The following is a 20,713-nucleotide window of genomic DNA, read 5'->3' on the forward strand; positions in this document are numbered from 1 at the left end:
TCATATCTTTCACCGCTCAAAAAGGTTCATCTGCGAGGAAGCCGTTACCGGCACCAGCCTCAGGTTATCCACGTACACAAGCCATCCTTTAGCTTCTTCATACCCCATAGCCTGAATTTGTGTAAGGTACCCCTGAACCTGCTGGTGATGGGCCGCATCATCCGTACCTGTCTTAAAATCGAGCACTATTATTTCTTTCCCTTTTCTCATCACACGATCCGGTCTGTATATTCTCCCGCCCGGTGCTACCAGCTCTGCCTCCTTCTTTACTTCATATCCTCCGCCATACCATTCCCTTATCTCCGGTAGCTCTCCAAGCCTGTCAATAAGGTCCTGATACGTATCCCGTTCCTTTTCAGTCAGGCCATACTGGAAAGCCGTGCGTCTCATGGATTGCTCTAGTTCTTTCCACGTATCCATACCAGCCAGTATATCATGAATTACCGTGCCTCGCATACGTGCTTCCTCGTTGTTATCTGCTTCGCGTCCCGGCCTGTAAGGTGACCTTGGCCTGATGACCAGCCGGCTGCTGATATCCGTTGTGACAGGATAGTGCTTTAGGGCAGGTCTTTCTTCATTGCTTTCAGCATTATCAGATCTGTCTCCACCTAGTGTACCAAAACGGAAGCTTTCACTTTCAGCATCATAATAGTCCTGCATGGCAAACTCCTTTACGTCCTCCGAACCACGAGATACGGCATAGTGCAGCAAATGTCCGGCTGACTTCAACTTTGGAGGTTTTCCTGCCGGAAAGGCAGAGTGGCCATAAACTATCAGGGCAGACTCTGGCCTGGTAAGCGCCACATACAGCAGGTTCAAATTATCAAGAAACGCCCTGGACATCTCTTCAAGGTACTCTCCTGCAAAGTAAGACCCGGCCAGTGCACTATTATACCTGATAGGAAGAAAGGGAGTACGGGAAAATGGCTCAGGCAGTCCTTCGGTACTGCACCACAGGATGTTTGATTTGGTCCCGTGATCAATTTCCCAATCACAAAACGGCATAAAAACCACAGGGAACTGCAGGCCTTTACTTTTGTGAATGGTCAGAATACGAATGGCATCCATTTTTTCAGGCATCGGTACCGTACTCGTATGCCCCTTTTCATTCCACCACTCCAGAAAACCACCGATATCAGCCCTTTGCTCCCTGGAAAAGTCCAGCACAAGATCCTGAAAGGCCTGAAGGTAAGGAAACTCATCCTTCATAGTGTTCAGAGAAAAAGAAGCTATGAGTCTTTCCGCAAGCTCAAATAATGGAAGCCTCGCCAAACTTTCTCTGTGATGCCAGAAGGTGGGGGGCAATACATTTGCCAGGTTATCATCCGAGGCCTTCCTGGGTCGAAGAAGATCAGACACTGGCGTTTTTACATCCCCCAGTATGTATCGGTTGTAATCATGTATCAGATTGGCCAGAGCTACCGTATCCTCGCGGTTGTGCAGGTGGCGGAATGCCTGTAGCAGAATATGTACCGAATAAGCACTGCCCACAAAGAGACTTTCACTACTGACCACTTCATAGTTGATACCCTCTTTTATCTCTGCAGTATTTTTATACTCCATCAGCCGGTCGGCCACTCGTTTGCCATCACGCGCTGTACGAGTCAATATAGCAATGTCACCAGCTGCAAATCCCTTTTCCTGCAGTCTTTCAATATCCATAGGAAGCCGCCTGAGCACCTCATCCTTCCAGCTCGTAAGCTCCTCGTCCTCACCATAACTCTCATCTTTCTCCTGCAGGAAATTCAGCTCAATATACCCCTTAGTACGTTTATCTGACAGGCCAGGATCTTTTTGAGCCACATGCTCATATACCTTATCAAAATAACCTGCAGCAGGCACTTCTGCTTTCATCGGAAGGTGTTCGGCCAGTTTATTTCTGAGTATTGCAGGTAAAAGAGTAAACAGGGCATTATTAAACTGAATGATCTCTTGCCGGCTACGCCAGTTACGATCAAGGTGAAGTTCTGTATACATTCCCTGAAAAGACTGCGAGAGCCCATCCAGCAATAGCCTCCAATCCCCCCCTCTCCAGCGATAAATACTCTGTTTCACATCTCCTACCACCATGCTCAACTGACCTTGGGAGATCGCTTCTAATACCAGCGGGTGAAGATTACGCCATTGTAACGCTGAGGTATCCTGAAATTCGTCCACGAGATAGTGTCGGATATATGCTCCCACTTTTTCGTACACGAAAGGACTATCATTGCCGCTAATGACCTGGTTAAGAAACGGTGCCGCATCAGAAATGAGCATTACACCTTCTTCTTCCCGGTACTCCTGAAGTTTGGCCGTAAGATCTGTAAGAATGCCGAAAGTATAAAAATACCTTAGGGCCTCTAATGCTGTTATGTAGAGGGAATGATCCCGCTCAAAGCAATCTACCGCTTCCTGTAGACACTGCTGCAAACCGCCTTCAACTGCCTCTAGAATTACACTGCGCCGTTTACTACTTTTAGAGGTCCACTTTTCAGCGTCTCCCAGTGCATCCAGCACCCTCTTCCCCGGGGCAAATCCGCTTGCTTTTTCTCCTCCCCTACCCTCGGCAAGGCCATGGAGATACCCCCCTACTCCGCTCTTTTTATAGCTGAAATCATCTATAGTAAGCGCATGCTGTTGCATAACTTCGATTGCCTGACGCCCGCAGGCCTGCATTTCACTTTCAAACTTCTTTTTGACGGCAATCAAGTCCTTGCGAAACTCATTCAAAAACCCCTTTTCAGAGGCCTGTTGTAAGCCAGGTTCCACACTCTTATAGACCTCCCGGAAGATTTCACCTCCAAGTTCCATGATGTTTCCGCGAAGATCCCAGCTTTTCCCTTCCTCCACCTTTTCCTCTGCGAACCTTACAAGCCATTCCGTAAGCCCCTTCTTCCGGCCCACTTCAGCCATTACCTTGTCAGCAAGTTCGCCCAGTACTTTTTGTTGGTCCAGTTCTACCTTAAACCCACTCTGAAGGCCTATTTCGCGCGCAAAGGCTCTGATTACCTTCTGAAAAAAGCTATCTATTGTACTTACATTAAATCGCGAAAAGCCATGGAGTATTTCGGACAGGGTGTTTTCAGCCCGCTGCTTTAAGGTTGCCTCATCCATAGTTAGCTCCTGCATAAGATAAGCCGCCAGAGACGGCTCTTCACTCCGGCTCAGCTTATACAGAAAGCTTACTATCCTGCTCTTCATTTCTTCCGTAGCCTTATTTGTAAAGGTTACTGCGAGTATTGTCCGGAAGGTGGCTGGCTGTTGTATAGCCAGCCGGATATACTCCCGGGCCAGGGTGTAGGTCTTACCGGAACCTGCACTAGAACGGTAAATAAGAAAAGGAGCCAGCTCGGTCATAAATAAATGGAAGTTTTGTTAACCCCTGACAATCAGAGGGGAATAGCCGTAACAATCTCTATCCGCCGGAAAGATACTATTTTAAATTATGTCCAGATAATTTTAACATTTTACGTTTGATACCGTACTCATTTAGATATTTTCGCACTGTAGACTAATCTTTTTTCAACAGGAATATTTTTTCCCTAATCCCCGATTATAGGTGAATCCTGATAGAGCTAACGCTAACATCCTCAAACGTGTAATCGAATTTGACCAAAGAGGCGCAGTTGTTTTCTACTGTAAAGGGCATGTAAAAACCGCCACCCCATTGGATATTGAGCTGGAGAGTACCAATGTCAAGTATAATGATATGGTCACAATAGGTTCGAATGATGACGGTCATATCACTGATAAGCTTAAAAAAATTGTAGCCGCCCATTTTCGCACCAGTCAGGAGCAGGAATTTGATCTTGTACTCAGGAAAGACAGTCTTTTTTATAAGGTAAAAGGACAGGTGGTGATCCTTGGCGATTCAGCCATATGCTACCTCTCCGATAAGCTTGGCGTCTCAGACACCCCCTACTTCATGCTTAAAATGTTGGAGCAAACCGCAGATCTCATCGCTCTGGTGGATGCTTCATTTTGCTATGTCTCATTTAACCTGCCCTATAAGAATGAAATAAAAAAGGTCTATGGCGTAGATCTGCAGCCTGGTATGTCACTCTTAGATGCCGTAGGGGGAAATGAAGAAGATTATGCCAAAGCATTACCTGCCTGGCAACATGCTTTTGACGGACATGAATTTAAAGCAGAAGGAGCATTCGGATCAGAATCAACCCTATACGAATACGCCTTCAACCCTCTCAAAGATGAAAACGGACAGATATCTAATGCTATTCTTACGGTGAGGGATATTTCCAGATTCAGACAACTGGAAATGGAGAGTGTGGACAGAAGCAAGCTACAAACCCTGCTTAACCAGACTCCGGACATTATTGTAAAGATAGATCCATCGCTTAACTGCCAATATGTGAACGGTTCTATACAGCGTTTTGGCATAAACTATAGCAAGATCATCGGAAAAAATTTTTATGATCTTAACATTTCTCAGAGAGATCGTGACCGGCTCCTGCCGTACTTTAAGTCAGTGATGAAGGGCGAACGGGTCGAGATCTTTGACACCTTTAAGATAAAAGGCCTGGACTTCGATCTACATATCATATTTATACCCCAAAAAAATGAAAGGAATGAGGTTACCTCAGCCATAATAACCTGCCATGACCTGACTGCGCTCAATACACTTAAGCAGAAATTCAGGGCTATCTTTGATGGTACCTTTCAGTTTATGGGGCTTATGGATACCAAAGGCCGGATACTGGAGGTAAACAAGCCTGCCCTGGAGTTTATAGATATTGGACTTACCGAAGTGCTAGGCCAGTATATCTGGGATAGCCCCTGGTTTTTTGGTGAGGAAAATCTATCCGTCCTTAAGGAAGCTGTAACTGAGGTAGCTAACGGGGGTTTTGTTCGTAGAAACATGCCTATTAAGGATAAAAACGGAGATGTAATCATAATCGATTTCAGCCTGAAACCAGTAAGAGACGATAAGGGAGACGTTGTCTATTTACTTCCGGAGGGCAGGGATATTTCAGACCTGCTGGAAGCAGAAAAAAAACTGGAAGAGATGGAGGAATTCACCTTCATGGCTGATAACCTACCGCATATTATCTGGACGGCTGATAATAAAGGCGTGGTGAAATACATCAATGAAACCTTCAGGCAGGTTACTGGTCTCACAGATAAAGATGTTTCTGAAGGAAGCATGCGACACAAAATGCTTCATCCGGATGAATTAGAGGAGGTTTTTAAGAGCTGGAGTGTAGCCATAGAAAAGGGCAATAATTATTCTGCTCAACATAGGATACGACAGCGTTCAGGGGAATATGCGTGGTACCATACTAAGGTGAACCCAATGAGGAATCAAAAGGGTGAAATAGTTAAGTGGCATGGTAGCGCATTTGATATAGATGAACTAAAAAGGACCTCAATGGCCTTGAACACCCTGAACAGGCACCTGCAGGAGCTTACGGACGCAATGCCGGTCATCATATGGACAGGGGATGAAAATGGAATCACAGACTACTTTAATAAAAGGTGGTGTGAAATTACCGGTATGGAGGTTGAAGAATCCATAAAATCCGGGTGGAAACGAGCCATTCATCCGGATGACTTACAGACTTCGCAAAAAGTCTGGAGTCAGAAAATCCAGAAAAATAAACCCTTTCAGGTAGAGTACCGTCTAAAATGTTATGATGGAAACTACAGGTGGTTTCTGGAAGAAGGGCGGCCATACTTTGACAACGAAGGTAAGCTACTGAAATGGGTAGGAACTGCCACAGACATTCAGGACCAACATGATACCAGCCAGCTTATGACGCTGAAAGCTGAGGAATTTGAAACCATGACCGAAACGATCCCCCAGGTGGTTTGGACCGCAGAAAGTCACGGCAGGTTATTATTTCTCAGTAATAAATGGAAAGAATGGACCGGGATGGATGTTGAGAACAGCCTTGACGAAGGGTGGTTGCAAAGTGTAGCGGATGAAGACCGCATGCGGGTAAAGGCCAAATACGATGAATGTATAAAAGAAGGGGTGCCTTTTTTTGCTGAATTTAAACTTACCGACCTGCATGGCAACCCGTTCTGGGTGTTAGCGCTGGGCTCCCCTGCGAGGCAAAATGGTGAAGTAACCAAATGGTTCGGCACCTTTACAGACATAAGTATTCAGAAAGAAATAGAGGAATATAAAGATGCTTTCCTTCGTATTGCCGGTCATGAGCTCAGAACTCCCCTTACAAGCCTCATGGCTACCTTGGGACTATTAAAAAGGCTCCCTCTGAACGATCCGGACTTTCCTGAATATCTTAGAAAATCATATGAGGCCACAGTAAAACTTAAAAATTTAATTACAGACCTACTGGACGTTTCTACATCCAGAAAGGCACACTTTTCTTATCATGATGAACCATTCTCACTGGATAACATGATAGAGGAGACGGTTGAGGATTATAAAAAGGCTATAAAAACTCACCAGTTTGAATTGTCCGGAACAATAGGGCAAACAATCAAGGCAGACAGGGTAAGACTTGAACAGGTTTTTAACAACCTTCTCCAAAATGCTGTTAAGTACTCACCGGATAATGAATATATACAAATTATCCGCTCTTATACTGACGGCGAGGCTGTAATAAAGATCATTGATCATGGCATGGGTGTAGATGAGGTCGATAGGCCTCAGATATTCAAAAAGTTTTATCGTGCCGAAAAAAACAAATCCATCAGAGGTATGGGCCTGGGGCTTTATATGGCTGCGTCTATCGTGAATCACTATGACGGTAGCATTACATTAGAGAGTAAATCCGGGGAAGGAAGTATATTTACTGTGAAGTTGAAAATTGAAAGCCCTGAATGACTACCACTCATAAAATTTTGTTGTGTGAGGATGACCCGGATGTAAGAACATCGGTCACTATGCTCCTACAGATGACTGGTTACAATGTAAAAGCAGTCGACCTAGCTATAAAGGTCAAAGACATGCTGGAAACCTTTAAACCGGATTTATTACTTATCGACCTGTGGTTGCCTAATATTTCCGGTGATGTTTGTATTAAAACTATCCGGATGGAAGAAAAGAATCACCTTCCTATCATCCTGTTCTCTGCCAATACCCAGGTGAGAAGCATAGCACAGGAATGCGGGGCAGATGATTACCTGATCAAGCCATTTGAGATAGAGGAATTGGAGCAAAAATTAAAATTACAGTTGAAAGCCCGGCAGGCCTGATTCTCATGACCCATCCAGGCATTTTTGCTTGTATAGTTTCCCACTTTCCAGTTCCAGCGCTACAAGACAGCCTATTCCGTTTCCCTCTTTGCAACAGCCGTTGTCCAGGCAAATAACTGAGGCATCGGCCTTCACATTTCGGAATATATCCTTAATACGGGTGGGCGTGTGCCCGTGCAGGATAGTACGCCCATTTGCTATTTCCTTATCGTATTCCCAATTGCGTATTTCAAGCATTTCTGCATATTGGGAATAAGGTTTATGTGAAGTGAAATCAAAACCGGCGTGAACCATCATGTAGTCTCCATGCTCATGAAAGTACGGCATATCATCAATCATATCGATGTACTCCTCAGGTACCTCCTCTACAGAGGCAACACCAAAACTTTTCAAGGCTCTTTTACCGCCACTGTTTAGCCATTTAGCCTTATCCTCATCTGATGTTCCATAATATGCCCTAAGCAGTCTTTGTTCGTGGTTGCCCCTGAGCAGAATCAGGTTATCTACACGATCTTCCAGAACTTTAAAGTAATCTAAAACTTGCCTGGATTTCGGTCCATGATCTATATGGTCCCCCAGGACAAATAACTTATCATCAGAACCGAGGTCCAGTTTATCTTTACAAAGCTTCTTAAAGGTACGGTAGCAGCCATGGATATCGGAAATTACGTATGATGCCATATACCTAAGTAACTTATTTACTCTATCCTTGTTGCCTTTGGATCGACAATTTCGGCTTCGCTAAACCCGGACACCCCTCCACTCACAATAAATTTCATTACTTCTGAACCCGGCACATCGAGGCGGCTTACACGGTCTCTGGGAAGTATGTATAAATTACCTGAAAAGTTATAACTATGGGGTAGGTATACAGCAACGTCACCAGGCATGTCCAGTACATTAAGATCATCCTGCGTGATAAAGCCAAACTTTTTGAGCCCAGTGTGTGCATCCATTACGACTACCACCGGCTGGTCAAACTTTCTTTTTTCTCCGACAAATGCAGAAATAAGATCTTTAATAGAAGTATATATCAGGCTCACTAATGGAATCTTCACCAAAGCACGTTCCATTGCATCGAAAAGAGGCCGGGCTAACAAAGTAGAGGCTAAATACCCGAACATAGTGATGATGGCCAGGATAATGACAAGTCCCACCCCGGGCAGGGCTACGTCAATAATATTATCCAGCCATTGAATGCTAACGATAACAATGTACACTGTAAGGGCAAGAGGGACTAAAAAAAGAAGGCCTCTGAAAAAGTATTTTAAAAAACGGTTCATGGTCGATAGGCATTTTTGCTGCCGTAAAATAAAAAAAGGCCCTGCAAATGCAGCGCCTTTTGTGTCTTTGGTAATAAGATTTTATAGCTCAATCCCCATAAAGGACATGAATGCAATACCCATCAGGCCGGTAATTAGCATTGTAATACCCAGGCCTTTAAGGCCGGCGGGTACATTACTGTACTTAAGGCGCTCTCTGATAGCCGCAAGAGCTACAATAGCAAGAAGCCATCCTATCCCTGATGAAAAACCAAATACAGTAGCTTCACCGAGGCCATAACCACGAGGGACCATAAAAAGAGATGATCCCAGAATGGCACAGTTTACCGCGATAAGGGGAAGAAATATACCCAGTGAGCCATATAGAGAAGGGGATACTTTTTCAATCACCATCTCAACCAGCTGTACCATGGCCGCGATAACTGCTATAAACATGATAAACTGAAGAAAGCTCAGGTCTACTGTGGCAAAATCTGCACTGATCCATGTTAGAGCACCCTCTCTGAGAATGTGCTCGTAAATGAGCCAGTTGATAGGGACAGTAATGGTAAGTACGAATACTACGGCAAGTCCAAGGCCTGTGGCAGTCGAGACTTTCTTGGATACCGCAAGGAAAGAACACATACCCAGGAAGTAGGCAAATACCATGTTCTCTATAAAGATAGACTTAACGCCTAAGTTGATTAGTTCTTGCATTGTTTCCTTCGTTTTAGTGTTCTACGTAACCTGTTTTGGTGCGCTGTACCCAGATAATAAGTCCAAGTACAAAGAAGGCTCCTACAGGAGTTACCATCAGACCATTCGTAGGGAACTGGTCTATGCCTATAGCCTCAAAAACCTTAAATCCGAATATGGCTGCTGATCCCAGTAATTCACGGAAAAAAGCTACCGCTAAAATAATCCAGGAATAACCAAGCGCACTACCCAGTGCATCCAGTACAGAGTCATATGGCTTATTACCCATGGCAAATGCCTCAAGGCGTCCCATTACTATACAGTTAGTAATAATAAGACCTACGAAAACTGAGAGAAGCTTGGACACATCATACAGGTAAGCTTTAAGCACCTGGTCAACCAGGGCCACAAGAGTGGCGATTACGGCAAGCTGTACAATGATACGTACACGGCTGGGGATAAGCTTACGCAGTGCAGATATGGTAAGGCTGGAGAATACCATTACGAATATCACGGACAGTGACATTACGAAGGTAGGCTTCATCTGAGTTGTTACCGCCAAGGCAGAACAAATACCCAGTACCTGCACTGTAATAGGGTTGTCATCATTAAGAGGGTCAGAAACAATCCGCTTCCTCCTTTTAGAGAGTAACCCTTCACTCTCCTTAACCTGTACGTTCTCTTGTTCTAGTGTATCGGTACTCATAGTTGCGTTCTTTTGCTAGTTACCGGATTACCTGTGATGTCGTACTCTCTTCACCGTTGTTGATACGGTTGAAGTAATTCTGGTAAAAACCGGCGTAGTTTTTAAGCATGTCGTTTACACCCTGGGCTGTTTTTGTAGCACCGCTCAGGCCATCCACATGATACTCGTCGTAAATACTGGGGTTACCACTTTCTCCTTTTACCATCTGGACAGAAACAAGTTTTCCGACTTCGTCAAAAAGTTTTTTACCCTGAAAACGTTCCTGTACTTCTGCATCGGTGATACGGGCACCTAGACCGGGGGTCTCCGCTTTATGGTCAAAAGTCACACCTACTACCTCTTTGAAGGAGCCATCTACAGCCAAATAGCCAAAGATGTCATCCCAAAGGCCTTTTCCATAAACCGGAAGAATGTAAGACTCTACGTCCTGACCATTCTCAGCCATGAATTTAAATACGGGATAGTAACGCTCAAGTGAATCACGCTTATACTGCTTCCCAATATCGATATTCTCAGCAACGAGTTCGTTTCCTTCCTCGTCCTTTTCCACGATCATGCCATCGTAGTTCACTACTACAGATTTAATGCGATTATCGTAAACATCAATCACATTGGCATTTTCATCGAGATCCATAACAGCGCTCAGAATCTGACGCTTAGTGTCAAGTTCGACCTGCTTCTTCTGGGCAGGCTTCAGTGAAACTGAAGCGATGGCCAGCGCTCCGCCAAGCACTACGGTAAGGATGGCGGAAAAAATGATGATATATCCGTTAGACTGTTGCACGTTTCAATCTCCTTTTCTTGTTAGCAGCTATTACGTTGTAGTCAATAAGAGGAGCGAATACATTCATAAGAAGTATCGCCAGCATGATGCCCTCAGGATAGGCCGGGTTGGTAACCCTGATTATTACGGTGAGCACACCGATTAATAATCCGTAAATCCATTTCCCTTTTTCAGTATGAGCCGCTGATACCGGATCAGTTGCCATGAAAACAGCACCAAATGCCAGACCGCCAATCACCAGGTGATAATGTGCCGGCATATTAAGAAAGGCATTTCCACCCAGCGCATCAAATCCAAGGCCTGTAAGGTAAGCACCTGCAAATACACTTAAGATGATCTTCCAGCTACCTACACCAGTGAGGATAAGGATAACGGCACCCACAAGGGCCATCACCGTAGAAGTTTCTCCGATAGACCCGGGGATAGAGCCCAGGAACATTTGCTTAAATGTAAAGAAAGGTGCCCAGAATTCGCTCCATGCACCGGTTACGGCCATTTCTGTATTAGCAAGACCCTCTTCAGCTGCAATAGCAAGAGCAGTTGCACCGCTGTAACCGTCTATTGGTGTAGCATCTCCAAGGTAGGTCCAAACCTCACCTGATATATCTGAAGGGTAGGCAAAGTATAAAAACGCCCGTGCCGTAAGGGCTACGTTAAGCACGTTCATACCTGTACCACCAAATACTTCCTTAGCGATAACCACCGCAAAAACAGTAGCTAAAGCCACCTGCCATAATGGGATAGTGACAGGCATACAAAGTGGAATGAGCATACCCGTTACAAGAAAGCCCTCATTGATAGGGTGTTTTCTGACTACGGCAAACAGAGCCTCAATAGCCCCACCTGCTGCATATGCTACAATCACGATGGGAAGCACAAGCTTAGCCCCAAGGAAGAATTTAGTCCAGAAATCAGCTTCCTGCCCAATGGCAAGAAAATGTTGGTGGCCCATATTCCACATACCGAAAAGCAAGGCAGGAATCATGGCGATTACCACCGTCATCATCATACGCTTAAGGTCTACAGCGTCACGTACGTGTACTCCTTTAGGCTTTGTGGTATGATTAGGCGTAAAGAGGAAAGTATCTCCTGCTTCGTACAGGTAATAGAATTTTTCAAACTTTCCGCCCTTCTCGAAAAGAGGTTTCTGCTTATCCAGAAGGTTTCTTAAAGCTTTCATATACTATATATCAATCAGCTATTTTTCATTAAGTCCAATCCCTCACGCAAAATGGCCTGAATGTCGTGTTTGGAAACATCAACAAACTCGCACAGGGCCATATCTTCCTCGATAACCTCATAGATACCGAGGGACTCCATGTCATCATAGTCTTCTGCCATAATGGCCTTAATAAGATGCGTAGGAAGGATATCCATTGGCATCACCGACTCGAAGGTACCGGTTTGCACAAATGCTCTTTCTTCACCCTGCATGTTCGTAGAAAGAACATATTCTTTGTTAGGGTTAAGGAAAGAAAGCAAACCGAATGCGCGATGGTAGCTTAGCTTGTTTCTCGTAGGTTTGATCCATCCGAGCAACTCATAGTTATCACCTTCAGGAATAACAGAAATAAGGTCATCATAATATCCCAGATAGCTATCAGGATTTACCTTGGTGCCGGTAAGTACATTACCGCTGATGTAACGAACATGGTCATTCGTTAACTTACCTTTGGTGATCGATTCAATCTTAGCACCCTGGTAGGTCTTGTAATACTGTGGTTTTTCAACTTCAGACCCTGCAAGTGCTACGATACGTGATGCATCGTACTTACCTTCCAGGAAAAGTTTTCCTATCTGGATTACGCCAAAAGGACGGATTGTCCAGACAATGTCTCCTCTGTTGACAGGGTCAAGGTGGTGTATTTGCACACCAGGGTTACCTGCAGGGTGAGGTCCTGAGAATTTATTGATCTGAACACCCTGGGCATTACCAAATGCAGCATTGATTTCACGATCGGCCGCTACGTTCAGGTGAATGGTGCCGGGGGTTAATTTCTTAAGCACGTCGATCCCCGCCTGGAAGTACTGCTCCTGTCCTTTAAAAAGAACATCATAGTCAGGGGCGAGGGGGTGTGTATCAAACCCTGAGACATGAATGGCCTTTGGCGCCTCCTCAGGATCGGCAAATAAGCCATAAGGGCGCTGGACTAACTGGGGCCATACACCACTTTTCAGCATCTGCTCTTCTACCTGCTCACGTGTGAGGTTATTGAGCTCAGAAACACTGTAACGGGGATACTCCTCGTATACCTGCTCACTATCTGCGAGAATTACCACCTCGAGAAGTTTACGTTTCTTTCCTCTTTTTACCTCGACCACCTCGCCGCTGACGGGTGACGTAAGCATAATACGGCTATGCTTTTTATCATATACGAGAGGCGTACCGGCTTTTACGGTTTCCCCTTCTTCTACCAAAACCTTTGGCCGGGTGACATCAAGAAAATCCGTAGGCTTTAAGGCGAATGTCTTAGGCATAGAAGCCTCAGAAACTGTGTTTTCTGCCTTGCCCTTAAGATTGATATCGAAACCTCTCTTAAGCTTTATGACTTTTGTCATTGTCTATATGTAAATGAATCGATAGGTTCAAAAACGTGGCAAAAATAGTAAATTTTTGTTCATGAAAAACCCAGTGTAGTATTATTCACCAAAACGAATAATGCAACAATCAGGGATTTCACTAATGCGCATCTCCAGGTAGTTTTCAGACAGCCACCTGCTGCCCAAGCTCTTTAACATGGTTGGCCACCTGTTCCATCAGCCACATAGGAGTGGAAGTGGCCCCGCAAATACCGACGTTTTTTGCTCCATCAAGCCAGGAAGGGTCTATTTCACCTTCACTTTCAATGAAATAGCTATTCGGATTTTCGCTTTTACAAACGCCATATAAGGCTTTTCCGTTCGAGCTTTTTTTCCCACTGACGAAAAGAATAACATCGTTCTCATTTGAGAAATTCACCAACTGAGGCTCGCGGTTTGAGACCTGTCGGCAAATACTATCATTTGCCTGGAAGTCACCGTCATTAAGTTCCCCTTTTTCTTTAGCGATACGTTCTTCTATCAGTTGCCTGATGTGGTAAAACCCTTTTGTGCTCTTAGTGGTCTGACTGAAGAGGGTGACCGGCTTTGAAAAGTCGATCTTATCCAGGTCTTCTTCTGTCATCACTATGATTGCCTGATCCAGTGTCTGGCCGCTTAGCCCTATTACCTCAGCATGGCCAGGTTTTCCATAAATTACGATCTGCCCTTTCGCATCCTGAGATTTATCAAAGGCATTTTTCACCCTGTTTTGAAGTTTAAGCACTACAGGACAGGAGGCATCAATAAGTTCAATATTGTTTTTCAGAGCTACCTGGTAGGTTTCCGGCGGTTCGCCATGCGCCCTGATAAGCACCTTACAATCTCTGATGTCACTGAGTTGGTCACGATCTATCACCCTCAGGCCTTTAGCATGGAGACGTTTTACCTCCATATCGTTATGAACAATATCGCCAAGGCAGTACAGTGTACCGCTTTCTTCCATCTCATCTTCGGCCATTTGGATAGCAAACTCCACACCGAAGCAATATCCTGAGTTTTTATCGATCGTTACGTTCATAAAAAAAACCTTTATTTGGGTCAGGCATTACTCAAGGCCTTCATTCGCGAGCGAGCAAGCTCAATAATTTTCTGAACCTGCTGCTCAAAGGTAATGTAGCTGGTATCAATTTCGTGAGCATCGTCTGCCTTTCTAAGCGGACTCACCTCACGGGTACTGTCAATACGGTCACGGGTAGCCAAATTTTCTTTTATCTCATCAGAAGTAATTTCCACACCATTACTTTCTAATTCGCGCATACGGCGATCTACCCTGGCCTCAAAATTGGCAGTCATAAATACTTTTAATTCTGCATCCGGATATACAGTGGTACCGATATCCCGGCCATCCATAACCACGCCTCCGCCTTTGCCCATTACACGCTGAAGGTCTACCATAGCGGAGCGTACTTCAGGTATTACGGACACCTTGCTGACCATATTGGACACGCGCATTCTGCGAATGTCTTCTTCAATGTTGCCCCCATTAAGGTAGGTCTCAAAGCGCCTTTCAGCTTTGTTGTATTTGAACGTGATTGTAATCTCTTTCAGCGCTTTGGCTATCTGCTGCTGATTTTCCAGATCGACATTATGGTCCAGAAAATACAGGGTCACCGCCCTGTACATAGCGCCACTATCCACATACGTAAAGCCTAACCTTGATGCCACCTCCTTTGCGGTGCTGCTTTTACCACAGGCAGAATATCCGTCTATGGCAATAATTATTTTTTTATCCTGGTCAGTGGCCGTGTCGTACATATCAGCAGTCCTTTATAGGGCAGGGAATAGGTTTTCTTTTAGGAATGGTGCGCGGTTTATTGGTTTTGCATGATGAGAGACTCATGCCCATGCAAAATATAAGCAACAGAGAATAAGCAATACTTTTTTTCAAACCGAACCTGTTTTCTAATTTAGGCACAAATATAATAATTAAAGCGGCGGGTCATGAATTGCCTGCCCTTAGTTTTATTTCTTACACCCAAACACAGCTTTTTTTGAAATCGTTTACCATTTCCGGCCAACTTATAGATATCCTTGCCAAGGAAACCTATCCCTGTACCATACAGGTTGAAAATGGCGTGATTTCGTCAGTGCAACGAACGGAATCCGCGGACCCCTATTTTATTATTCCCGGATTTATCGATGCCCATGTGCATGTGGAAAGCAGCATGTTGGTGCCTTCAGAATTTGCCCGGTTAGCAGTAGTGCATGGAACAGTGGCTACTGTCTCCGATCCTCATGAAATCGGTAATGTTTTAGGCACTGAAGGGGTTAAATATATGATCGAAAATGGCCGAAAGACACCTTTTAAATTTGCTTTCGGCGCCCCTAGCTGCGTGCCTGCCACTACATTTGAGACCGCTGGTGCGACCATTGATGCCGAGGGAGTTCGTGACCTGCTGGAAATGGAGGAGATACGCTACCTGGCTGAAATGATGAACTGGCCGGGTGTGTTGTATGGAGACGAAGAGGTGTATAAAAAAATAGCGGCTGCAAAAGAGCTGGGCAAACCGGTAGACGGCCATGCTCCCGGCCTTAAGGGTGAACAGGCCAAAAAGTATATCGAAGCTGGTATCTCCACTGACCATGAGTGCTTCACTGCTGAAGAAGCCCTGGACAAGCTGAAATATGGAATGAAGATACTGATCCGTGAAGGAAGTGCGGCCCGGAATTTTGAAGCATTAGCCGATCTGCTTCATGAGCACTATGACAGCATGATGTTGTGTTCGGATGATAAACATCCGGATAATCTTGTGGAAGGCCACATAAACACATTGTGCGCCAGGGCAGTAGCTAAAGGGATAGATAGTTATAAAGTGCTGCAGGCCGCCTGTATAAACCCTGCCACTCACTACAACCTGCCTGTAGGCCTATTAAAAAAAGGGGACCCTGCTGATTTTGTCATGCTCCATGACCTGGAAAGCTTCCGTGTTCATAAAACCTATATAGATGGGGACTTAGTGGCTGAAGAGGGCAAAACCTTAATTCCGAGGGTAGACAATGAAATTATAAACCATTTTAGCTGCGAGCTGAAATCGCCTGACGATTTCTCGATTAAAGCTTCCGGCCAGACGTTGAATGTAATTGAAGCGATGGATGGCCAGTTGATTACCAACAGGCTCCAGGAGCCCCCCCGTATCGAGAATGGCCTGGTAATAGCCGACACTGACCGGGATATTCTAAAGCTTACGGTCGTAAATCGCTATCAGGATGCAGACCCTGCCATTTCTTTTATCCGAAACTTCGGACTCAAAAATGGGGCCCTGGCCAGTTGTGTCGGGCACGATTCGCATAACATTATTGCCGTAGGTTGCGATGATGAGGCCATTGCCCAGGCAGTAAATCTGGTTATTAAGAATAAAGGTGGAATAAGCGCAGTCGGCCGGGATGAGGAAATGGTCTTACCCTTGCCAGTGGCAGGTATAATGTCTGCTGATGACGGATACGAGGTAGCCAGGCAGTACAGCGCCATAGATAAGTTTTCCAAATCGCTGGGTAGTGAGCTGGAATCCCCTTTTATGACTTTATCATTTATGGCCCTTTTGGTAATTCCTTCGGTGAAGCTTAGTGATAAGGGGCTGTTTGACGGAGATAAATTCGCCTTTATTGAGCCATTTGCCTCATAACCCGCCTATCTGATAACTAATTGCTCTAATAGAGAGTTAATTATGGTACCACACTAAAACCGTATGATGCTATGAGAGCAAATCAACATTTGACAATTGAAAGAGTAGGCATAAAGTATGGCCTGCTCACCTGCGCCGGGTTAATCGGCTACTTTCTGTTGATGAAAGCATTTAACCTGGAGCATAATCTTGAATTACGGGCATTTAACCTTATCATTTTGGGTAGTGGTGTCCTGGCAGCAGTTAAGTACTTTAAGCATCACGCATTTCACTCAATGACCTATTTGCGTGGTTTGGGTGCAGGCATGCTCACCTCAATAATAGCTGTGATATCGTTTTCCTTATTGGTTTTCATATATCTGAGCTTTATCCAGCCCCAGTTTATGGAGGTAATTCGTAATAATGAACCATTTGGTCTGTACCTTAATCCTTATAATGTCACTGCCATTATTGTTTTTGAAGGACTGGCAAGCGGGTTCCTGCTATCATTTGCTATGATGCAGTACTACAAAACCAGTCATTTCACCAACCCGGTAGACAAATAAACCTAAATTGAATATGGAAGAAAAAGGAGGCAAAGTAGAAGGCCTGTTAAGTGACCTTGGAAAGAAAATTGACCAGTTGGTAGAGAAAATGCGCCACTCCGGAGATGATATAAAACGAGAGGTGGGTGATTTATCAGAAGATCTGAAAAGCTCCAGGGACAAGTTGGAAAATGAATTCCAGCAATTCAGAACCAAAATGGAACAGGAACGGCGATCTGATAAATGGAAAGAAGTGGAGATTCGCCTTGAAAATGCAGCCAATGAACTGAAAAAGGCTGTAGAGGTGGTGGTGAATCGAAATACGCAAAAGTAAAGGGGCACAAAGGCCCCTTTAGATTCAGATTGAGAGATTAGTACTCTTCACCGATAAACAAATAATCAATAGGTAGGCCGGGACATAGCTTCCGGCCTACTTTGCCTTATAACCACTATATAAGAAAATAAATTTCTTGCAGTGCCTTAATTTTTTCGGCTGGCAAAGAAATACCACTGTCCTCCAAGTTAGGCGAAAGTTTTTAAAATGAAAAAAGCAATTGCCTTGCTCGTATAGTCGCCATTCCCCTTCCTTTTTCTTTATTTTGCCACATGAATTTTTTATCTGTAGAATCTATTACCAAATCATTTGGTGAGCGGATGATCCTGGACGGTGTTACCTTTGGTCTTAGTCAGGGCCAAAAGACAGCCTTGGTGGGCATAAATGGTAGCGGGAAGTCCACCCTCCTGAAAATTTTGTCCGGAGAGATGAAGCCTGATTCGGGGGAAGTTTCCTTTCGCAATGATCTCCGGGTAGCTTACCTCGCCCAGAATCCTCCTATGAATGAAGAGGCCACAATAATGGACGAGGTTTTTGATGATTCAGACCCCGTAGTATCTCTTGTGAGAGAATATGAATATCATTTGCATAGATCAGTAACAGATACGGATTCGCAGGAGAAACTTACCGAGCTCATACCTAAAATGGATGAACTTGGTGCCTGGGATTATGAGGTGCAGGCAAAACAAATACTAGGCCGCCTCGGCCTCTACGACCTGGATAAAAAAGTAGGCTTGCTAAGTGGGGGACAGCGCAAGCGCGTGGCAATGGCCAGGGTGCTGATGGAAAAGCCCGACCTGGTGATCATGGATGAGCCAACGAACCACCTGGACCTGGAAAGTATCGAATGGCTGGAAGCATTTCTGGCTTCTTCACAAATGTCTCTCTTGCTGGTGACCCACGACCGTTATTTTCTCGAAAGGGTGACTGATCATATCATAGAGCTCGATGAGGGTAAGGTCCATACCTACAAAGGCAATTATAATTACTTTCTGGAAAAGAAGGCTGAGCGAATACAACAGGAGGTCGCAGAAGCTGATAAGGCGCGTAACCTGATGCGTAAAGAGCTGGAGTGGATGCGCAGACAGCCCAAGGCTCGCGGCACGAAGGCCAAGTACCGGGTAGATGCTTTTTATGACCTAAAAGACAAGGCAGGCAATCGCCCTGAGGAGCGCAGTATGACCATGAACATAGGCACTGAACGACAGGGCAAAAAAATACTGGAGGTAAAACACCTTAATAAGCAATTTGGAGACCTGGTAATTCTGGATGACTTCAACTACGTATTCCGCAAAAATGAGCGCATAGGTATAGTCGGAAAAAATGGGACAGGCAAATCAACTTTCCTTAATATTCTGACGGAACGTGAGCAGCCGGATAGCGGAGAGCTAGACAAAGGTCATAACACGAAGTATGGTTACTATACACAGGAAGCAGACCTATTTGATGATGATCAGCGGGTGATTGATACCGTACAGGAAGTAGCCGACATCATAACCATGAGCGACGGCCATACCATAACTGCCTCCCAGCTGCTACAGCACTTTATGTTTCCGCCCAAAAAGCAATACGATAAAGTAGGCAAACTGAGCGGGGGAGAAAAACGACGCTTGCAGCTACTGCGTACACTCATGAGCAAGCCCAACTTCCTGATTCTGGATGAGCCTACTAACGATCTGGACCTTCTTACACTGAACGTACTGGAGGAGTTTCTGGATAATTATGACGGTTGCCTTATGGTGGTTTCTCACGATAGATACTTCCTGGATAAGCTTACCGACCACCTCTTTGTATTTGAAGGTGATGCTGAGATACGGGACTTTCCAGGAAACTATACGGACTACAGGGAATTTAGAAAACTGCAGGAGCACGAGAAAGAGCCCAAAGCTGACAATAAACCGCAAAAAGAAGCTGCTAAACCCTCACAGACCACTACGGAGGAAAACAAGAAGCTCAGCTATAAGGAAAAAAGAGAGTTTGAACAATTAGAGGCTGACATACCTAAACTGGAAAAGGAGAAAGCAGGACTAATCCAAAAAATCAACAGCGGAGAGGAAGACTACGAAAAACTCACCGGGTGGTCCCAGGAGCTGGAAACATTACAGGAACAACTGGACGAGAAAGAGCTCAGGTGGCTGGAATTAAGTGAAAGGACTTAAGCGATTAAGGCTTCATGCTTAGTCACCTCTTCCAGAGAGCCGTCCAGTAAGCCCGGGTATCTGGCATTGATCCGGGCTTCAAAGCCCTCATCAAATCTGGCCAGGTATAAGCTTTTTACGTCAGCGAATTGCTCTATGGAAAGGCCTTTAGCCCCTCTCAGGTCAGCTTTATATAGGTTAGCGCTATCAAAATTGGCCCCGCTCAGATCAGCTCCCCGTAGGTCAGCCTCCATCAGGTAAGCATTCTTCAGATTGGCTTTTATCAAATATGCATCTCTGAAGACTACCTTGATCATGAAAGCATCTGAAAAATCGGCGCCGCTGGCATATGCACCGCTCAAGTCTGCCTGATTCAGGTTTGCACAGCTCATATTTGTCTGGTTCAACCTGGCTTCTGCCATCTTGCATTCGATCAGGTGAGCATGGGCCAGGTTAGCATAATTCAGGTTGGATTTGACCAGATTTACATAGTTCAGGTTCGTTCTGGCCAGGTAGCAATTCACAAGGTTAATTTCATAAATACCATGGCGATTGAGTCGCTTCACATTACCTGTAGTCCTGAAAGCAGCCTCTTCTGATTCCCATAGCCTGAAGTCATCAATCTCATCTTTAAACATCCTCACACGCTGCCTTCTTTCTCCGTTCTTGGTGAGCCAGAATATTAGTATACCTATCACTGCTATATCAAACAGCATACCGTGAGCTTCGGCAAGCACCTGACCATAGAAGTTTTTGAAATCTGAAAGGTAATACGGCAGGCTTAACCCAATCACCACGAAGGCCAATAACACTAGTACGATAAGGGTAGTGAGAATAGGCTTTTCGCTAACAGAATGGATCTTTTCTGACAGGTCGCTAAAGATAGCTTTAATCATGAGGAG

The 20,713-nt window shown here is 44.9% G+C and carries 17 protein-coding genes; 6 read left to right on the forward strand and 11 right to left on the reverse strand.

What is annotated here, in order from left to right; all coding sequences use genetic code 11:
* Positions 1–9: 9 nt before the first annotated feature.
* On the reverse strand, positions 10–3,339 hold the full coding sequence (locus AB9P05_RS02650) for a UvrD-helicase domain-containing protein (RefSeq protein WP_371907263.1): 3,330 nt from the start codon (positions 3,337–3,339) through the stop codon (positions 10–12).
* Positions 3,340–3,541: 202 nt separating this feature from the next.
* On the opposite strand from AB9P05_RS02650, the gene AB9P05_RS02655 reads away from it, so the two are divergent.
* Together AB9P05_RS02655 and AB9P05_RS02660 are read left to right on the forward strand one after the other, a co-directional pair.
* Positions 3,542–6,793, forward strand: a complete 3,252-nt coding sequence (locus AB9P05_RS02655) for a PAS domain S-box protein (protein WP_371907264.1) — start codon at positions 3,542–3,544, stop codon at positions 6,791–6,793.
* On the forward strand, positions 6,790–7,164 hold the full coding sequence (locus AB9P05_RS02660; protein WP_371907265.1) for a response regulator transcription factor: 375 nt from the start codon (positions 6,790–6,792) through the stop codon (positions 7,162–7,164). Before AB9P05_RS02655 ends, AB9P05_RS02660 begins: the two co-directional genes overlap by 4 nt.
* Before the next feature lie 3 nt (positions 7,165–7,167).
* Here AB9P05_RS02660 and AB9P05_RS02665 read toward each other — a convergent pair whose 3' ends face one another.
* The 9 genes from AB9P05_RS02665 to cmk form a co-directional block, all read right to left on the reverse strand.
* The gene (locus tag AB9P05_RS02665) at positions 7,168–7,845 is read right to left on the reverse strand and encodes a metallophosphoesterase family protein (RefSeq protein ID WP_371907266.1); all 678 of its coding nucleotides are present in this window, start codon (positions 7,843–7,845) and stop codon (positions 7,168–7,170) included.
* A 17-nt stretch (positions 7,846–7,862) separates the two neighbouring features.
* The gene (locus AB9P05_RS02670; RefSeq protein ID WP_371907267.1) at positions 7,863–8,447 is read right to left on the reverse strand and encodes a DUF502 domain-containing protein; all 585 of its coding nucleotides are present in this window, start codon (positions 8,445–8,447) and stop codon (positions 7,863–7,865) included.
* Positions 8,448–8,528: 81 nt separating this feature from the next.
* The gene (nqrE, locus tag AB9P05_RS02675; RefSeq protein ID WP_371907268.1) at positions 8,529–9,143 is read right to left on the reverse strand and encodes an NADH:ubiquinone reductase (Na(+)-transporting) subunit E; all 615 of its coding nucleotides are present in this window, start codon (positions 9,141–9,143) and stop codon (positions 8,529–8,531) included.
* Positions 9,144–9,156: 13 nt separating this feature from the next.
* Positions 9,157–9,828: an NADH:ubiquinone reductase (Na(+)-transporting) subunit D gene (locus AB9P05_RS02680; protein WP_371907269.1), complete on the reverse strand. Its 672-nt coding sequence runs from the start codon at positions 9,826–9,828 to the stop codon at positions 9,157–9,159.
* 19 nt (positions 9,829–9,847) lie between these two features.
* The gene (nqrC, locus tag AB9P05_RS02685; RefSeq protein WP_371907270.1) at positions 9,848–10,612 is read right to left on the reverse strand and encodes an NADH:ubiquinone reductase (Na(+)-transporting) subunit C; all 765 of its coding nucleotides are present in this window, start codon (positions 10,610–10,612) and stop codon (positions 9,848–9,850) included.
* A complete protein-coding gene (locus AB9P05_RS02690; protein ID WP_371907271.1) occupies positions 10,599–11,792 on the reverse strand; it encodes an NADH:ubiquinone reductase (Na(+)-transporting) subunit B in 1,194 nt (397 codons plus the stop codon). Before AB9P05_RS02690 ends, nqrC begins: the two co-directional genes overlap by 14 nt.
* A 14-nt stretch (positions 11,793–11,806) precedes the next feature.
* Complete coding sequence (locus AB9P05_RS02695) at positions 11,807–13,171, reverse strand: Na(+)-translocating NADH-quinone reductase subunit A (protein ID WP_371907272.1); 1,365 nt, start codon at positions 13,169–13,171, stop codon at positions 11,807–11,809.
* 145 nt (positions 13,172–13,316) lie between these two features.
* Positions 13,317–14,210, reverse strand: a complete 894-nt coding sequence (locus AB9P05_RS02700; protein ID WP_371907273.1) for a 4-hydroxy-3-methylbut-2-enyl diphosphate reductase — start codon at positions 14,208–14,210, stop codon at positions 13,317–13,319.
* A 20-nt stretch (positions 14,211–14,230) separates the two neighbouring features.
* Entirely contained in the window at positions 14,231–14,947 is a 717-nt protein-coding gene (cmk, locus tag AB9P05_RS02705) for a (d)CMP kinase (protein ID WP_371907274.1), read from the reverse strand.
* 236 nt (positions 14,948–15,183) lie between these two features.
* On the opposite strand from cmk, the gene ade reads away from it, so the two are divergent.
* The 4 genes from ade to AB9P05_RS02725 all read left to right on the forward strand — a co-directional run bounded on the left by ade (position 15,184) and on the right by AB9P05_RS02725 (position 19,832).
* A complete protein-coding gene (gene ade / locus AB9P05_RS02710; protein ID WP_371907275.1) occupies positions 15,184–16,815 on the forward strand; it encodes an adenine deaminase in 1,632 nt (543 codons plus the stop codon).
* A 71-nt stretch (positions 16,816–16,886) separates the two neighbouring features.
* Complete coding sequence (locus AB9P05_RS02715) at positions 16,887–17,360, forward strand: DUF4199 domain-containing protein (protein ID WP_371907276.1); 474 nt, start codon at positions 16,887–16,889, stop codon at positions 17,358–17,360.
* Between the two features lie 13 nt (positions 17,361–17,373).
* The gene (locus AB9P05_RS02720) at positions 17,374–17,673 is read left to right on the forward strand and encodes a hypothetical protein (protein WP_371907277.1); all 300 of its coding nucleotides are present in this window, start codon (positions 17,374–17,376) and stop codon (positions 17,671–17,673) included.
* Positions 17,674–17,945: 272 nt separating this feature from the next.
* Positions 17,946–19,832, forward strand: coding sequence for an ABC-F family ATP-binding cassette domain-containing protein (locus tag AB9P05_RS02725; RefSeq protein ID WP_371907278.1), 1,887 nt, complete (start codon positions 17,946–17,948; stop codon positions 19,830–19,832).
* On the opposite strand, the gene AB9P05_RS02730 is transcribed toward AB9P05_RS02725, so the two are convergent.
* A complete protein-coding gene (locus tag AB9P05_RS02730; protein ID WP_371907279.1) occupies positions 19,829–20,707 on the reverse strand; it encodes a pentapeptide repeat-containing protein in 879 nt (292 codons plus the stop codon). The genes AB9P05_RS02725 and AB9P05_RS02730 overlap by 4 nt on opposite strands.
* Between the last annotated feature and the right edge of the window lie 6 nt (positions 20,708–20,713).

This window comes from Roseivirga sp. BDSF3-8 (genome assembly GCF_041449215.1).
Classification (GTDB): Bacteria; Bacteroidota; Bacteroidia; order Cytophagales; family Cyclobacteriaceae; genus JBGNFV01.